The following is a 15,833-nucleotide window of genomic DNA, read 5'->3' on the forward strand; positions in this document are numbered from 1 at the left end:
CGACCTACTCGACCTGACGGAACGCGGGGCGGGGGCCCGACCGGAACCGGGCCCCCCTCCCCTGTGCCTTACTGCTGCTGCGACAGGCGCTTGTTGAACTCGTCCTCGACCTGCGCGGCGGCCTCGGCCGGGGACTTACCGCCCAGCACGGCGGTCATGTAGGTCTTGATCGGGTTGGGGGCGTTCTCGACGGCGGCCCACTCGGGGATCAGCGGCGTGGTGCCACCGCCCGCGGCGGCCGGGGCGGCGGCCTCGGCGGCGGCGTTGCCCGTCAGGTTGGTCTGCAGGGACTCCTTGTTCGGGATCACGCCGTTGGTCTTGGCGAGCTGGCCCTCGAACTCGTCCGACAGGGCGATCTTCAGGAACTCCTTGGCCAGTTCCTGCTTCTTGCTGCCCGCGGCGACGGCCAGGTTGGAGCCGCCGAGGAAGACGCCCTCGGGCTTGTCGGCCGTGGCGCCCGGGATGGTGAAGTAGCCGATCTGCTCCTCGATCTTCGGGTTGGCCTCGATCGCGATGCCGGCTTCCCAGCCCATGCCGATGAACGCGCCGACGTCGCCCTTGCCGAAGACCTGGCCCTGCTGCGGGGTGGCCTCGTCCTTGTCCTTGGGCGCCTTGGACAGGGCCTGGAACTTCTTGTACGTCTCCATGGCGGCGGCGACCTTGGGGTCGTCGAGGTTGGAGACGTACTTGTCGCCGTCCTTCTTGACGAGTTCGCCGCCCTCGCCGATGACCAGGCCGACGAAGTGGTACCAGTTCTGGCCGGGCAGGTAGATCGGCTCGGCGTCGGTCTTCTCGCCGATCGTCTTCAGGGCGTCGTAGAACTCGTCGCGGGTCTTGGGGGTCTCCTTGATCCCGGCCTCGGCCCAGACCTCCTTGTTGTAGAGGACCACGCGGTTGGCGAAGTACCAGGGCGCCGCGTACTGCTTGCCCTCGTAGATGGAGGACTCGTTGAGGGACTCGGTCCACTCACCGCCGATCTCGGCCTTCAGGTCGGCGAGGTCGGCGAGGCCGCCGGTCTTGGCGTAGGCCGGGGTCTGGGTGTTGCCGATCTCGAAGACGTCCGGCGGGTTCTCCTCGGACAGGGCGGTGGTCAGCTTCTGCTGGATGCCGTTCCACTGCTGGACCTCGAACTTGACCTTCGCCTTGGTCTTCTTCTCGAAGGCGGCGGCCAGGTCGGCCTGCCAGTCGTCGGGCGAGGAGCCGTCCATCACCCACACGGTGAGGGTCTGGCCCGCGTAGCCGTCCGCGCCGGCCTTGCCGCCGTCGCCCTCGTCGCCGTCGTCGCCCCCGCACGCAGCGATGGAGACCATCATTGCCGCGACACCGATCGCGGATATCAGCTTGCGCTTCACGCCACCCTCCTCAGGGATGCCACAAACCCCCCTCGTCCCCGCGGTGAGACCGTCAACGCGTGCTGTCCGTGGGGCCGGGACCTGGACCAATGGTGTAGACCAGTACCGGGAGCTTGGCCCAGACCAAATGGCCTGTCAAGGGTCCTGAAGTAGGCCTCTACCAGCCGTTATGGGACCTACATATGCAGGAACCATTACTAAAGAAGGCGACGAAAACACCGCCAGACGGGGCCCTCCTCCGGTAGACCACTGGGGGACCATTGCGCGGGATGGACTAGACCAACGATGGGCGCGGGGGTATACAGAGGGGATCACGGACCGTGCGGAGACCCGTACGAAAAGCCGTGCCACGATGTGAGCCGTGGCCGACACACGTCGGTCGTGTCGGACCGGGAGCCGGGAAGGCGGAGCATGAGCACCGACGTCAGCAGTGCGGAGAACGAGGGCGGGGCAGGCGTCCGTACCGCACGCGTGCCCAAGTACTACCGCCTGAAGAAGCACCTGCTCGACATGACGGAGACCCAGGCGCCGGGCACCCCCGTGCCGCCCGAGCGCACGCTCGCCGCCGAGTTCGACACCTCCCGCACCACCGTGCGCCAGGCCCTCCAGGAACTCGTCGTCGAGGGCCGTCTGGAGCGCATCCAGGGCAAGGGCACCTTCGTCGCCAAGCCCAAGGTCTCCCAGGCGCTCCAGCTCACCTCCTACACGGAGGACATGCGCGCCCAGGGCCTGGAGCCCACCTCCCAGCTCCTGGACATCGGCTACATCACCGCCGACGACACCCTCGCCGGGCTGCTCGACATCACCGCGGGCGGCCGGGTGCTGCGCATCGAGCGGCTGCGCATGGCCAACGGCGAGCCGATGGCCATCGAGACCACGCACCTGAGCGCCAAGCGCTTCCCGGCGCTGCGCCGCTCGCTGGTCAAGTACACCTCCCTGTACACCGCCCTCGCGGAGGTGTACGACGTCCATCTGGCCGAGGCCGAGGAGACCATCGAGACCTCGCTGGCCACCCCGCGCGAGGCCGGACTGCTCGGCACCGACGTGGGCCTGCCGATGCTGATGCTCTCCCGGCACTCCCTGGACCGGGACGGCCATCCGGTGGAGTGGGTGCGCTCGGTGTACCGCGGAGACCGCTACAAGTTCGTGGCGAGATTGAAGCGTCCACAGGAATAGTGCGCGCGCTGTAGCGCACCTGCTGATCCTGCTCTACGGTCCTGGCGTCATCGCAGACCCCATGACCTACGGCATGGCAGCGACGGGAGGACGACCCGGTGCGCACCGCGAACCCTCGAACCATCGTCATCTGGACGCTCGTAGCGCTGGTCGGGGCCACCGGCTGGACCGTCCTCGCGCTCTCCCGCGGCGAGGAGGTGTCCGCCGCCTGGATGGTGGCGGCGGCCCTGGGCTCGTACGCGATCGCCTACCGCTTCTACGCCAAGTTCATCGCGCGCCGGGTGCTCAAGGTCGACCGCACCCGCGCCACCCCGGCCGAACGCCTCGACAACGGCATCGACTTCCACCCCACCGACCGGCGGGTGCTGCTCGGCCACCACTTCGCGGCGATCGCCGGTGCCGGACCGCTGGTCGGTCCGGTGCTCGCGGCCCAGATGGGCTATCTGCCCGGCACGATCTGGATCATCGCGGGCGTCATCTTCGCGGGCGCCGTGCAGGACATGGTGGTGCTGTTCTTCTCCACCCGCCGCGACGGGCGCTCGCTCGGCCAGATGGCCCGTGAGGAGATCGGCCCGTTCGGCGGGGCGGCGGCGCTGCTCGCCGCCTTCGCCATCATGATCATCCTGCTCGGGGTGCTCGCCCTGGTCGTGGTCAACGCCCTCGCCGAGTCGCCGTGGGGCACCTTCTCCATCGGCATGACCATCCCGATCGCCCTGCTGATGGGCTTCTACCTGCGGGTCATCCGCCCCGGCCGGGTCGTCGAGGTCTCCGTCATCGGGGTGGCCCTGCTGCTGCTCGCGCTGGTCGCGGGCCGCTGGGTCGCCGAGTCGTCGTGGGCGGAGACCTTCACCCTCGCCCCGTCCACGCTGGTCATCTGGCTGGTGGCGTACGGCTTCATCGCCTCGATCCTGCCGGTGTGGATGCTGCTCGCGCCGCGCGACTACCTCTCCACCTTCATGAAGATCGGCACCATCGGCCTGCTCGCCCTCGGCGTGGTCGTCACCCTGCCGACGCTGAAGATGCCCGCCGTCACCGACTTCGCCTCCCGTGGCGACGGCCCGGTCTTCGCGGGCTCCCTCTTCCCGTTCGTCTTCATCACCATCGCCTGCGGCGCCCTGTCCGGCTTCCACTCCCTGATCTCCTCCGGTACCACCCCCAAGATGATCCAGAAGGAGACCCAGGTCCGGATGATCGGCTACGGCTCCATGCTGATGGAGTCGTCGGTGGCGGTGATGGCGCTGGTCGCGGCGAGCATCATCGACCCGGGTCTGTACTTCGCGATGAACGCGCCCGCCGGGGCCATCGGCACCACGGTGGAGAGCGCCTCGCAGGTGGTGACCGGCTGGGGCTACCAGATCTCCCCGCAGGACCTGGCCGCCGCCGCGGCCAGCGTCGAGGAGTCCAGCCTGCTGTCCCGCACGGGCGGCGCGCCCACCCTCGCCGTCGGTGTCTCGGAGATCTTCTCCCAGGTGACCGGGGGCAGCCTCAAGGCGTTCTGGTATCACTTCGCCATCATGTTCGAGGCGCTGTTCATCCTGACCGCGCTGGACGCGGGCACCCGCGTGGGCCGGTTCATGCTCCAGGACACCCTCGGCAACGTCTACAAGCCGTTCAAGGACGTCAGCTGGAAGCCCGGCCTGGTCATCACCAGCGCGATCGTGTGCGGGCTGTGGGGGTACTTCCTGTGGGTGGGCGTCCATGAGCCGCTCGGCGGGATCAACCAGCTCTTCCCGATCTTCGGCATCTCCAACCAGTTGCTGGCCGCCGTCGCGCTGGCCGTGTGCACCACGCTGCTGGTGAAGTCCGGACGGCTCAAGTGGGCCTGGATCACCGGGATTCCGCTCGCCTGGGACGCCACGGTGACGCTGACCGCGAGCTGGCAGAAGGTGTTCTCCAGCGATCCGCGCGTGGGCTTCTTCGAGCAGCGCAGCGTCTACCAGGCCGGGATCGACCGCGGCGAGGTCATCGCCCCCGCGAAGGACATGGACGACATGCACACCATCGTCACCAACGCCACGGTGGACGGCGTGCTCTGCGCGGTCCTCGCCCTGCTGATCGTCGTCGTGGTCGTCGACGCGGTCCGCGTCTGCGTCCGGCACGTCCGCCGCCCGGCGCTGTCCACGCTGCACGAGGCGCCGTACGTCGAGTCGAAGATCGTCGCCCCGGACGGGCTGTTCCCGACCCGGGCGGAGAAGGAGGAGGCCCGCGATGCGGTCGGCACTGACACGCGCGTTTAGGGGCATCCGCTGGTATCTGCGGGAGCTGACCGACGAGTCGGCATACGACCGCTATGTCACGCATGTACGCAAGGACCACCCGGAAGTGGAGGTTCCCTCAAGGCGCGCATTCGAGCGGATGCGCACGGACCGGCAGGAAGCGGACCCCAGACAGGGTTTCCGCTGCTGCTGACGCCCGCCGCCGGTGTTTCGACATACGAACGAGGGGTTCCGTTTGCGCCATCCCCTGACCTAGATTGCCTGCGCGTTACACAGGTGATCAGTGAGGGGACGGAGCCGCCAGATGCCACAAGCACCTGAAGTGAACAGAGCGGCGGTGGTGACGCCCACGCGCGTCGTCATCGCCGTCTGCCTGATAGCACCCTTCGTATCGATGCTGTGGGTCGGTTCCTACGCGAAGACCGACCCGACCCTGATCGGCATCCCGTTCTTCTACTGGTACCAGATGGCCTGGGTGGTCGTCTCCGCCGGACTGACATCGTTGGCATACCAGCTCTGGCAGCGTGACCAGCGCGCCCGCAAGTCGCAGGGGGGTGCCGGAGAATGAAGGACGGCGTCAACGGCGTAGCGCTCGCCGTCTTCATCCTCTTCTTCGTCGCCGTCACCGTGATGGGCTTCCTGGCCTCACGCTGGCGCAGGGCGGCCAACGAGCACAGCCTCGACGAATGGGGCCTGGGCGGCCGGTCGTTCGGCACCTGGGTCACCTGGTTCCTGCTCGGCGGCGACCTCTACACGGCCTATACGTTCGTGGCGGTCCCGGCGGCGATCTACGCGGCGGGCGCGGCCGGGTTCTTCGCGGTGCCGTACACGATCCTCATCTACCCGATGATGTTCGTGTTCCTGCCCCGCCTGTGGTCGGTCTCCCACAAGCACGGGTACATCACCACCTCGGACTTCGTGCGCGGCCGGTTCGGCTCCAAGGGCCTGTCGCTGGCGGTCGCGGTCACCGGCATCCTCGCCACCATGCCCTACATCGCGCTCCAGCTCGTCGGCATCCAGGCCGTCCTGGACGTGATGGGCGTGGGCGGCGGCGAGGACACCCACTGGTTCATCAAGGACCTGCCGCTGCTGATCGCCTTCGGTGTGCTGGCGGCGTACACCTACTCGTCCGGCCTGCGCGCGCCCGCGCTGATCGCGTTCGTGAAGGACACGCTGATCTACCTGGTCATCGCGGTCGCCATCATCTACATCCCGATCAAGCTGGGCGGCTTCGACGACATCTTCGCCGCGGCGAGCGAGAAGTACGAGTCGGCGGGCGCGGGCGGCCTCGCGCCGACCTCCGCCTCCCAGTGGACCTACGCCACGCTGGCCCTGGGCTCGGCGCTCGCGCTGTTCATGTACCCGCACAGCGTGACCGCCGTGCTGTCCAGCCGCAGCCGGGACGTGATCCGCCGCAACTCCACGATCCTGCCGCTGTACTCGCTGATGCTGGGCCTGCTCGCCCTGCTGGGCTTCATGGCCATCGCGGCCGGGGTCCAGGTGGAGAACGGCCAGCTGGCGATCCCGCAGCTGTTCGAGAACATGTTCCCGGACTGGTTCACGGGCGTGGCCTTCGCCGCGATCGGCATCGGCGCGCTGGTCCCGGCGGCCATCATGTCCATCGCCGCCGCGAACCTGTTCACCCGCAACATCTACAAGGACTTCCTGAAGCCGGACGCCACCCCGGCCCAGGAGACCAAGGTGTCCAAGCTGGTGTCCCTGCTGGTGAAGGTCGGCGCGCTGGTCTTCGTCCTCGGCATGGACAAGACCGTCGCCATCAACTTCCAGCTCCTGGGCGGCATCTGGATCCTGCAGACCTTCCCGGCCCTGGTCGGCGGCCTGTTCACCCGCTGGTTCCACCGCTGGGCCCTGCTCGCGGGCTGGGCGGTCGGCATGCTGTACGGCACCATCGCCGCGTACGGCGTCTCCTCACCGACGCAGAAGCACTTCGGCGGCTCCTCCAAGGAGATCCCCGGCATCGGCGAGATCGGCTACATCGGCCTGACGGCGTTCGTCCTCAACCTCGTGGTCACCATCGTCCTGACCTTCGCCCTGAAGGCCCTCAAGGCCCCCGAGGGCGTGGACGAGACCAGCCCGGAGGACTACACGGCGGACGCGGGGGAGCCCGGAGTCCAGACCGAGCTTCCCAAGGTGGGCACCGGTCACTGAGCCGACCAGGGGCGCGGGGCCGTAGCGGGATGCGGCTCCGCCGCGTGGGCGCGACCGGCCACGACGAACCCGCAGCGGGCCGCCGAAACGCACCAGCGACGGCGGCCCGCTGTCGTCCACACTCCCCTCATGGACATCCAGATCCGCCCCATCGCCCCCACCGAACACGCCACCCTCGGCACCATCACAGCCGACGCCTACCTCAACGACGGCCTCCTCGACTTCGGCGAGAGCGACGCCTACCTCCACGAACTGCGCGACGTGACCAAGCGCGCCGCCACCGCCGAGGTACTGGTCGCGGTAGAGAACGGCCAGGTCCTCGGCGGCGTCACCTTCGTACCCGCCCCCGGCCCCATGTCGGACATCGCCCAGCCCGGCGAGGCCGAGATACGGATGCTCGCGGTCTCCGACAAGGCCCGCGGGCGCGGCACGGGCGAGGCCCTCGTCCGCGCCTGCGTCGACCGCGCCAGGGCCACCGACGGCTGCACGGGCGTCGTCCTGTCCACCCAGCGCACCATGCACGCGGCCCACCGCATCTACGAACGCCTGGGCTTCACCCGCACCCCGGAGCGCGACTGGAACCCGCTGCCGGAGCTGGACGACATCACTCTGCTCACCTACAAACTGACGCTCTGAAACCGGCGCGCCACAACATCTAGGGGCAGCACCGCTCCCCAACACAAGATGTATGCTCATGCTCGCTGTCGCCGCAGGGGAATCCGGTGCGAATCCGGAACTGTCCCGCAACGGTGTACCCGCGTGTGCCCACACGCGGGACCAGTCCGAGGACCTGCCGACAGCGCACCCGGCCGACCGGCCCGGGTGCCATGACGTCCGGGCCTCGTGGAGTGGGCCGGTGGGCGCGACGCCGTGTGCGCTCGTGAGCTGCCGCCTGCCCTCAAGGCCCCGTGCCGAGCGAGGGAGAGCACCACGTGACCATCGCGCCAGCGGATCCGGTCTCAGCAGCCCCGCAGGGGAGTGACGGCCCCGGCGCCGCGCTGCTGCGGACCCTGACCGAGCTGACCGCCGACCTGCCCGACGCCGACCCCGGCCGGGTCGCCGCCGCCGCGCTGCGCGGCCGGTCCGCGCGGGCCGACGCCACGGAGTTGCGGGAGCTGGCCACGGAGGCCGCAGCGGGGCTGATCTCGGAGGACCCCGCCTACTCCCGGCTGGCGGCCCGGCTGCTGACGCTCGCCATCCGCGCCGAGGCGGCCTCGCAGGGCGTCACGTCGTTCACGGAGTCGGTCGCGACCGGCCACCGCGAGGGCCTGATCGCCGACCGCACGGCGGAGTTCGTCCGCGTCCACGCCGCGCGCCTGGACGCGCTCGTCGACCCGCAAGCCGACGACCGCTTCGGCTACTTCGGGCTGCGCACCCTGCACTCCCGCTATCTGCTCCGGCACCCGATCACCCGCAAGGTCGTCGAGACGCCCCAGCACTTCCTGCTGCGCGTGGCGTCCGGGCTGGCGGAGGACGACAGCCACCGCTCGGCGGACGAGGTCGCGGCGCTGTACACGCTGATGAGCCGCCTCGACTACCTGCCCTCCTCCCCCACCCTCTTCAACTCCGGTACCCGCCACCCCCAGATGTCGTCCTGTTACCTCCTGGACTCCCCCAAGGACGAGCTGGACTCCCTCTACGAGCGCTACCACCAGGTCGCCCGGCTCTCCAAGCACGCGGGCGGCATCGGGCTGTCGTACAGCCGCGTCCGCTCGCGCGGCTCCCTGATCCGGGGCACCAACGGCCACTCCAACGGCATCGTGCCGTTCCTGAAGACGCTGGACGCCTCGGTGGCGGCGGTGAACCAGGGCGGGCGGCGCAAGGGCGCGGCGGCGGTCTACCTGGAGACCTGGCACTCGGACATCGAGGAGTTCCTGGAGCTGCGCGACAACACCGGTGAGGACGCCCGCCGCACCCACAACCTCAACCTCGCGCACTGGGTCCCGGACGAGTTCATGCGCCGGGTCGACGAGGACGGGGTGTGGTCCCTCTTCTCCCCCTCCGACGTGCCCGAGCTGGTCGACCTGTGGGGCGCGGAGTTCGACACCGCCTACCGCGCGGCCGAGGCGAAGGGCCTGGCGCGGAAGACGATCCCGGCCCGTGAGCTGTACGGCCGGATGATGCGCACCCTCGCGCAGACCGGCAACGGCTGGATGACCTTCAAGGACGCCGCCAACCGCACCGCCAACCAGACCGCCGAGCCGGGCCACGTCATCCACTCCTCCAACCTCTGCACGGAGATCCTGGAGGTCACGGACGACGGTGAGACCGCCGTGTGCAACCTGGGCTCGGTCAACCTAGGTGCCTTCGTGGCGGGCGAGGACATCGACTGGGAGCGGCTGGACGCCACCGTGCGCACCGCCGTCACCTTCCTGGACCGCGTGGTCGACATCAACTTCTACCCGACCGAGCAGGCGGCCCGCTCCAACGCCCGCTGGCGTCCGGTGGGGCTGGGCGTGATGGGCCTCCAGGACGTCTTCTTCCAGCTGCGGCTGCCTTTCGACTCGCCCGAGGCGCGCGCCCTGTCCACCCGGATCGCCGAGCGGATCATGCTCGCCGCGTACGAGGCCTCCGCCGACCTGGCCGAGCGCCCCCAAGCACCCACGACAGGCTCCGGTGCGGGGGAGGCCCCCGTCGGTCCGTTCCCGGCCTGGGAGAAGACCCGTACCGCCCGGGGCGTGCTGCACCCCGACCACTACGCCACCGAGCTGACCTGGCCGGAGCGCTGGGCGGCCCTGCGGGAGCGCATCGCCTCGGTCGGCATGCGCAACTCCCTGCTCCTGGCCATCGCGCCGACCGCGACGATCGCCTCGATCGCGGGCGTGTACGAGTGCATCGAGCCGCAGGTGTCGAACCTCTTCAAGCGCGAGACCCTCTCGGGCGAGTTCCTCCAGGTCAACTCCTATCTGGTACGGGACCTGAAGCGGCTCGGCGTCTGGGACGCCCGCACCCGGGAGGCACTGCGCGAGTCGGGCGGCTCGGTGCAGGACTTCGCCTGGATCCCCGAGGACGTACGACGGCTGTACCGCACGGCGTGGGAGATCCCGCAGCGCGGACTGATCGACATGGCCGCCGCCCGCACCCCGTTCCTCGACCAGGCGCAGTCCCTGAACCTGTTCCTGGAGACGCCGACCATCGGCAAGCTCTCCTCGATGTACGCGTACGCCTGGAAGTCGGGCCTGAAGACGACGTACTACCTGCGCTCGCGCCCGGCGACCCGTATCGCCCGCGCCGCCCAGGCCGCTGTCCCCGTCCAGCAGTCGGCCGACCCCGAGGCGGTCGCGTGTTCCCTGGAAAACCCCGAGTCCTGCGAGGCCTGTCAGTAATGACCACCCGTCACCAGAACCTGCTCGACCCGGGCTTCGAACTGACCCTGCGCCCCATGCGCTACCCGGACTTCTACGAGCGCTACCGGGACGCCATCAAGAACACCTGGACCGTGGAGGAGGTCGACCTCCACTCGGACGTCGCCGACCTGGCGAAGCTGACGCCGGGCGAGCAGCACCTGATCGGGCGCCTGGTCGCCTTCTTCGCGACGGGTGACTCGATCGTGGCGAACAACCTGGTGCTGACCCTGTACAAGCACATCAACTCCCCCGAGGCGCGCCTGTACCTGTCCAGGCAGCTGTTCGAGGAAGCGGTCCACGTCCAGTTCTATCTGACCCTCCTGGACACCTACCTCCCCGACCCGGACGACCGGGCGGCGGCCTTCGCGGCCGTCGAGAACATCCCGTCCATCCGCGAGAAGGCCGCGTTCTGCTTCAAGTGGATGGACTCGGTGGAGAAGCTCGACCGCCTGGAGTCGAAGGCCGACCGCCGCCGCTTCCTGCTGAACCTGATCTGCTTCGCCGCGTGCATCGAGGGCCTGTTCTTCTACGGCGCCTTCGCGTACGTCTACTGGTTCCGCGGCCGGGGTCTGCTGCACGGCCTGGCGACCGGCACCAACTGGGTGTTCCGCGACGAGACGATGCACATGAGCTTCGCGTTCGACGTCGTGGACACCGTCCGCAAGGAGGAGCCGGAGCTGTTCGACGACGCCCTCCAGGAGCAGGTCACCGACATGCTCCGGGAGGCCGTCGAGGCCGAGCTGCAGTTCGCGCGCGACCTGTGCGGCGACGGCCTGCCGGGGATGAACACCGACTCGATGCGGCAGTACCTGGAGTGCGTCGCCGACCAGCGCCTGTCCCGGCTGGGCTTCGCGCCGGTGTACGGCTCGGAGAACCCGTTCTCCTTCATGGAGTTGCAGGGGGTGCAGGAACTGACCAACTTCTTCGAGCGGCGCCCGTCCGCGTACCAGGTCGCGGTGGAGGGCACGGTGGACCTGGACGAGGACTTCTGACAGCCCTCGTCCAGGCCGTGGGCATCACCTGGCGACGGTCCGCAGCAACAGTCGCTGGGGACGCAGGGTGATGCCCACCCGCGTGGTGTCGTCCGACCCGGGGACCTGTTCCAGGCGGAAGGCCGTGGCCACCGCCGCGGTGATCAGGGTCAGTTGCGACATCGAGAAGTGGTCGCTGGGGCACTTGCGGTTGCCGACGCTGAACGGGCTGTGGGCGTACTTCGGCACGTCCTTGGCGCGTTCCGGAAGCCAGCGGTCTGGGTCGAACTCCAGGTTGTTGGCGTATGAACGCGGATCGCGCTGGATCGCGTACGGACTGTAGACGATGTCCGCTCCGGCCGGAATGCGATAGCCACCGAGTTCGGTGTCGGTGACCGCCCGCCGGGTCAGAATCCAGACGGCGGGCCGCAAACGCATCGCCTCGACGACGACATTGTTGGTGTACCTGAGCCGACGGACGTCGTCGAATGCCACGGGCCGACCCCCCGTTACGGATTCAACCTCGGCCCGGACCTTGTCGGCGTGTTCCGGGTGTTCCGCGAGAACCTGGAGCAGCCACATGATCGTGGAAGCCACGGTTTCGCTTCCGGGGGTGAGTATGGCGACGACCTGGTCGTGGATCTCCTGCTCCCCGATGGGCTCGCCATTCTCGTCCTTCGCCGCCAGCAATGCCGTCAGCAAATCGTCCGGCCTTTGCCCGGATGCCCGGCGCTCGGCCACGATCTCGTCGACGAGGAGATGCAAATCGGCCAACGCGCGGTTGAATTCGCGGTTGGCGGGAAGCGGCAGCCGGTAGAGCGGCCCGAGGGGGACCACCATCCGCCGGTACATGCCCTGGAAGACGGTGGCGAGCGCGACGCACAGCCGTTCCGCCCGCTCGTCCATGTACTGGCCGCGCAGCAGACAGCGGGCCGCGATGCGCACGGCGATCCGGAACGACTCCGAGGTGCAGTCGATGGTCTCGCCGGGCCGCCACCGCTCGGCGAGGGAGTGCGCCTCCTCCTCCATGATCGGCCCGTACGCCGGGATGGCGTCGAGCCGGAAAGCGGGCTGGATGGTGCGCCGTTGGCGCCGGTGCCGGGGCCCGTTGGCGGTGGCGACGCCCTCCTTGCCGAGCAGGCCCTCCAGCGACTCCCACAGCGGCCCGTCGATCTTGTAGTCGGGGTTGAGCGCCAGCGCGCCGGTGAGCGCGGGGGTGGTGACGGCGTACACCGTCTTCGGGCCGAGCTTCAGCCGGACCACGTCGCCGTGGTCGCGCAACTGGGCCATGAAGGCCAGTGGATCGCGGATCAGCCGCCAGCCGTGGCCGAGGAGCGGCAGGCCGCCGCCCGCGAGGGGTGGTTCACGCAGTTCCCGGGCCGGGGTGGTGACGCCTGCCTCGGGCTGCACTGACTCGACGGTCATTTCTCACCTGCCGCTTCGTTGTTGACGTACGGGGGCGTGGACCGGTCGTCCCAGCTGTCGACCATGTAACGGCCGGACTCGTGGTGGAACCAGTAGACGGTACTGAACCAGTTCCGCATATTCGCGAGGCAGGCTCGCACGGCAACGCTCAATTCCTTTCCCCGCAGCGTGCCGTCGGCGAGGTCGTCGGCGAAGCGTACGGCGTCCCGCTCGGCGGTCAGGAAATCGGAGATGCAATTCTCGACCCGCCGCCGTACCTCGACGACCGCCTCCTCCAGACTCAGCCCTTCATGGGTGATGAGACTGATTCCGAGGTTATGGACCTCATCGCCCGCGATTTCCTTGGGCAGCGAACAGAGGTCGTTGTACCAGGCGGCGAATTCCTGACTGAGCAGTGCCGCCCGCCGATATGCCGGGTGCTTCCGCACCGGGTCCGGGAGTTCGTGTCCCGCACTCGGTTCCAGCAGATCGGTCCAGATCCAGTGGGCGAAGGTGAGACGGCGCAGCGTCACATACTCGTCGACCGTGGGAACAAGCCCCTCGGTACGATTGTGGAACTCCCGGTCATAGGCTTCTATCACGGCGTGGAAATGCCGGGCGAACCGTGCGTTCCAGGTCCGTGACAGAAACGAGTACAGGCGCAGCACGCTGTCCGCGAACCCCGCGACCAGCGAGTCCTCATGGTGCAGATGGTGCTGGGGGGAGTCGAGGGCCGTGTGCAGCCGCTCCTTCAGACGCCGCCACGCTGCCGGACGACGGTGGACGATGTCACGGTCATGCCGGTCGTCCCAGACGAAGAACCACGCGCTGTAGTCCGCAATCGCCTGCATGACGTCGTCCGGGGCGCCGATGTAGTACCCCGCCATGAGATCGGTGTAGCACAGTCCATCGGCATATTCCGCCACCTTGTCCGCGGGCATGAGTCGCTTTTCGAGGAGCCATGCCCGGGTGTTCTCCTGGAGCCGCGGCCAATACGGATGCAGTTGCCGCGGAAAGGCCGCTTCGATCACCGGCAGAGAGAGCGACGGTGGGACCGCGACCGCGGTGGCGGTCGTTGTGGTGCTGTGTGGGAAAGCGTGCAAGACGAACCCCTTTCAGCCGCCGTTGACGCACGCCCCTGCCGCTGTGCCGGGCGTGCGCCGTTGCGTATCCCGCACTCCCCATTCAGCACCACAACTGACCGATTTGGGAACGGATTTGCTCCATTCACTACCCCAACGTGCCGAGAATCCCCCCCTGTGTGACTGGTTATGGATCACTGGCCGGGGCTATGGGATCGAACGTGCGACGGACAGACGAACGGCGCCCGGGCGGGGATCTCGTCCCGCCGGGCGCCGTTGGGGGGTCGGTCGTCAGTCGTTCGCGACCACGGGGTAGCGCGGCTCGTTCTCGGCCATCTGCCGCAGCGCGTCCTTGCGTTCCCGCTTGGAGAGCCGGTCGATGTACAGATAGCCGTACAGGTGGTCCGTCTCGTGCTGGAGGCAGCGGGCGAAGTAGCCGGTGCCGCGCACCTTGACCGGGTTGCCCTTCTCGTCCTGCCCGGTCACCTCGGCGTAGTCGGGGCGGGCGAGGGACGCGTACGCCGTCGGCACCGAGAGGCAGCCCTCGTTGCTGTCGTCGAGGCGGCGCTTGTCGGCGGGCAGCTCGACCAGCTTCGGGTTGCAGACCACGCCGACGTGCCGGACACCGGCGTCGTCCTGGCAGTCGTAGACGAAGACCTTCAGGTCGACGCCGATCTGGTTGGCCGCGAGGCCCACGCCCTCGGCGGTGCGCTGGCTGGCGAACATGTCCGCGACCAGCTGGTCCAGCTCGGCGCCGAACTCGGTGACGTCCTGGCACTCCTTGTGGAGCACCGGGTTTCCGACCACCGTGATGGGCCGCGAGGTGCCGCGCTCACGCCAGGCGGTCTCACGCTCCTCGCACTCCTCGGTGTCGATGACGAAGCCCTCGTCGTCCACGGGGAGCACGCCCACGTGCTGCTGATCGGTGTCCTGCTGGGCCATGACGGACGTACGCCTTCCTGCACAAAACCAAGAACAAAGGGGGGATGATGCTGGTCCAGGGTACGTGCAACGCCCTAAGGGGCGCGGGGAACCGTGCGATCAGCCACGACGCACCCGCACCCGGCAGCGCGCCTCAGCACACCTCTTCCAGATCCCGCCAGTCCCGGGAATCCGGGCTGTCGGCCACCCAGCCGTCCAGCAGCCCCCGGACCAGGGAAGCCGGCGCAGCCAACCCGCACTCCCGCTCCGGCACCCACAGCTGTCCGTCCGTCCGGTGCCCGAGCGGCCCCGGGTGCCCGGGCTCGCTGTGGTCGTGCGGGTCGAGATGCTCGCCGTCGCCCTCGTCCGCGGGCATCCGGGACTCCGAGCACATCCGGCACAGCAGCCGCACGGACGACGACCAGTCCTCCGCGGCGAACCCGGCGTCCGCGGCGAGCTGCTCCAGCGCGTCCCGGTCGGCCTCGGTCGCCGCCTCGAGCAGCACCACCCAGGTCGGCACGGGCGAGGGCGCCCACAGCTCGATCTCGTCGAACACGGGGTAGCTGTGCCCGGCGGAGGTGGTCCGCTCGCCGTGCGGCACCCCGTCGTGCAGCACGACCTCGCCCCAGCGCCGCCCGGACGACGGCAGCGGGATCGACAGCACCTCGATCCGGGCGGGGTCCAGGCGCCGCCCCCACACCACCTCGGCCTCGCCCTCGGGCGACAGCCGTACGGCAGCGCTGCCGAGGTCCATGCCGACGGGCTCACCGGAGACGGCGGCGCCGCCGGGGACGTCGAGGCCGTACGCCTGCCAGGCGCGGCGGGCCAGCGACCAGTCCTGGAGGGCGGTGGCGGCGATGCCGACGTTCCACCAGTCGGGTGCGCCGGTCTCCCGGTCGAGCAGCGCTACGGCGCGCAGCCCGGCGGCCCGCGCCTGCTCCCAGTCGTGCCGGAACTTGTGCAGCAGGGCGAGGTTGAACCAGGACTCCGACAGCCAGGGCTCCAGGTCGGCGGCCCGGGTCAGCAGCGCGCCCGCGTCCTCGTAGCGGCCGTCGCCGATCAGGGTGAACGCACGGTCGGTGGCCTGCCGCCAGGAGGCGGAGGGCCGGTGCCGTCCCTTGCCGAAGATCCTCACGATTCCCGCCTGCCAGTTCCGTGGAGTGGGCTGGCTATGCCTTTCGCGCCCCCGAACACC

Annotated in this window: 13 protein-coding genes and 1 riboswitch; of the genes, 8 read left to right on the forward strand and 5 right to left on the reverse strand. The window is 69.1% G+C overall.

Features of this window, described 5'->3' with window-relative positions:
- Positions 1-68: 68 nt before the first annotated feature.
- Entirely contained in the window at positions 69-1,352 is a 1,284-nt protein-coding gene (locus ACFVQG_RS19555) for an extracellular solute-binding protein (protein WP_383384389.1), read from the reverse strand.
- A gap of 411 nt (positions 1,353-1,763) precedes the next feature.
- Between ACFVQG_RS19555 and ACFVQG_RS19560 the strand changes: the two genes are divergently transcribed.
- The 8 genes from ACFVQG_RS19560 to ACFVQG_RS19595 all read left to right on the forward strand — a co-directional run bounded on the left by ACFVQG_RS19560 (position 1,764) and on the right by ACFVQG_RS19595 (position 11,252).
- On the forward strand, positions 1,764-2,528 hold the full coding sequence (locus tag ACFVQG_RS19560; protein WP_383384392.1) for a GntR family transcriptional regulator: 765 nt from the start codon (positions 1,764-1,766) through the stop codon (positions 2,526-2,528).
- Positions 2,529-2,626: 98 nt separating this feature from the next.
- A complete protein-coding gene (locus ACFVQG_RS19565) occupies positions 2,627-4,765 on the forward strand; it encodes a carbon starvation CstA family protein (protein WP_383384396.1) in 2,139 nt (712 codons plus the stop codon).
- Positions 4,737-4,937 (forward strand): YbdD/YjiX family protein, encoded by a 201-nt coding sequence (locus ACFVQG_RS19570; protein ID WP_383384399.1) that lies wholly within the window; start codon positions 4,737-4,739, stop codon positions 4,935-4,937. Before ACFVQG_RS19565 ends, ACFVQG_RS19570 begins: the two co-directional genes overlap by 29 nt.
- A 111-nt stretch (positions 4,938-5,048) precedes the next feature.
- Positions 5,049-5,312 (forward strand): DUF3311 domain-containing protein, encoded by a 264-nt coding sequence (locus ACFVQG_RS19575; protein WP_383384405.1) that lies wholly within the window; start codon positions 5,049-5,051, stop codon positions 5,310-5,312.
- Positions 5,309-6,913, forward strand: a complete 1,605-nt coding sequence (gene mctP / locus ACFVQG_RS19580) for a monocarboxylate uptake permease MctP (RefSeq protein WP_383384408.1) — start codon at positions 5,309-5,311, stop codon at positions 6,911-6,913. Before ACFVQG_RS19575 ends, mctP begins: the two co-directional genes overlap by 4 nt.
- 129 nt (positions 6,914-7,042) lie before the next feature.
- Positions 7,043-7,549: a GNAT family N-acetyltransferase gene (locus ACFVQG_RS19585; protein ID WP_383384411.1), complete on the forward strand. Its 507-nt coding sequence runs from the start codon at positions 7,043-7,045 to the stop codon at positions 7,547-7,549.
- A gap of 77 nt (positions 7,550-7,626) precedes the next feature.
- A riboswitch (cobalamin riboswitch) is annotated at positions 7,627-7,704 on the forward strand.
- Between the two features lie 141 nt (positions 7,705-7,845).
- Positions 7,846-10,239 (forward strand): ribonucleoside-diphosphate reductase subunit alpha, encoded by a 2,394-nt coding sequence (locus ACFVQG_RS19590; protein WP_383384414.1) that lies wholly within the window; start codon positions 7,846-7,848, stop codon positions 10,237-10,239.
- Positions 10,239-11,252 (forward strand): ribonucleotide-diphosphate reductase subunit beta, encoded by a 1,014-nt coding sequence (locus ACFVQG_RS19595; protein ID WP_383384417.1) that lies wholly within the window; start codon positions 10,239-10,241, stop codon positions 11,250-11,252. Before ACFVQG_RS19590 ends, ACFVQG_RS19595 begins: the two co-directional genes overlap by 1 nt.
- Before the next feature lie 24 nt (positions 11,253-11,276).
- Here the strand turns inward: ACFVQG_RS19595 and ACFVQG_RS19600 are convergent, their stop codons facing one another.
- The 4 genes from ACFVQG_RS19600 to ACFVQG_RS19615 all read right to left on the reverse strand — a co-directional run bounded on the left by ACFVQG_RS19600 (position 11,277) and on the right by ACFVQG_RS19615 (position 15,773).
- On the reverse strand, positions 11,277-12,656 hold the full coding sequence (locus tag ACFVQG_RS19600; RefSeq protein WP_383384421.1) for a cytochrome P450: 1,380 nt from the start codon (positions 12,654-12,656) through the stop codon (positions 11,277-11,279).
- Positions 12,653-13,738, reverse strand: a complete 1,086-nt coding sequence (gene cyc1, locus ACFVQG_RS19605; protein WP_383384427.1) for an epi-isozizaene synthase — start codon at positions 13,736-13,738, stop codon at positions 12,653-12,655. The genes ACFVQG_RS19600 and cyc1 overlap by 4 nt, the downstream gene beginning before the upstream one ends.
- A 270-nt stretch (positions 13,739-14,008) precedes the next feature.
- Positions 14,009-14,659, reverse strand: a complete 651-nt coding sequence (gene def / locus ACFVQG_RS19610; RefSeq protein WP_383384430.1) for a peptide deformylase — start codon at positions 14,657-14,659, stop codon at positions 14,009-14,011.
- A gap of 133 nt (positions 14,660-14,792) precedes the next feature.
- On the reverse strand, positions 14,793-15,773 hold the full coding sequence (locus ACFVQG_RS19615) for a tetratricopeptide repeat protein (RefSeq protein WP_383384433.1): 981 nt from the start codon (positions 15,771-15,773) through the stop codon (positions 14,793-14,795).
- Between the last annotated feature and the right edge of the window lie 60 nt (positions 15,774-15,833).

Origin of the sequence: Streptomyces sp. NPDC057877 (assembly GCF_042796855.1) — a bacterium.
Lineage (GTDB): Bacteria > Actinomycetota > Actinomycetes > Streptomycetales > Streptomycetaceae > Streptomyces.

Excerpts from the sequence above, each read along its gene's own strand:
- ACFVQG_RS19560 (WP_383384392.1), top strand. The coding sequence starts at position 1,764 with ATGAGCACCGACGTCAGCAGTGCGGAGAACGAGGGCGGGGCAGGCGTC.
- ACFVQG_RS19570 (WP_383384399.1), top strand. The coding sequence starts at position 4,737 with ATGCGGTCGGCACTGACACGCGCGTTTAGGGGCATCCGCTGGTATCTG.
- ACFVQG_RS19575 (WP_383384405.1), top strand. The coding sequence starts at position 5,049 with ATGCCACAAGCACCTGAAGTGAACAGAGCGGCGGTGGTGACGCCCACG.
- mctP (WP_383384408.1), top strand. The coding sequence starts at position 5,309 with ATGAAGGACGGCGTCAACGGCGTAGCGCTCGCCGTCTTCATCCTCTTC.
- ACFVQG_RS19585 (WP_383384411.1), top strand. The coding sequence starts at position 7,043 with ATGGACATCCAGATCCGCCCCATCGCCCCCACCGAACACGCCACCCTC.
- ACFVQG_RS19595 (WP_383384417.1), top strand. The coding sequence starts at position 10,239 with ATGACCACCCGTCACCAGAACCTGCTCGACCCGGGCTTCGAACTGACC.
- ACFVQG_RS19600 (WP_383384421.1), bottom strand. The coding sequence starts at position 12,656 with ATGACCGTCGAGTCAGTGCAGCCCGAGGCAGGCGTCACCACCCCGGCC.
- def (WP_383384430.1), bottom strand. The coding sequence starts at position 14,659 with ATGGCCCAGCAGGACACCGATCAGCAGCACGTGGGCGTGCTCCCCGTG.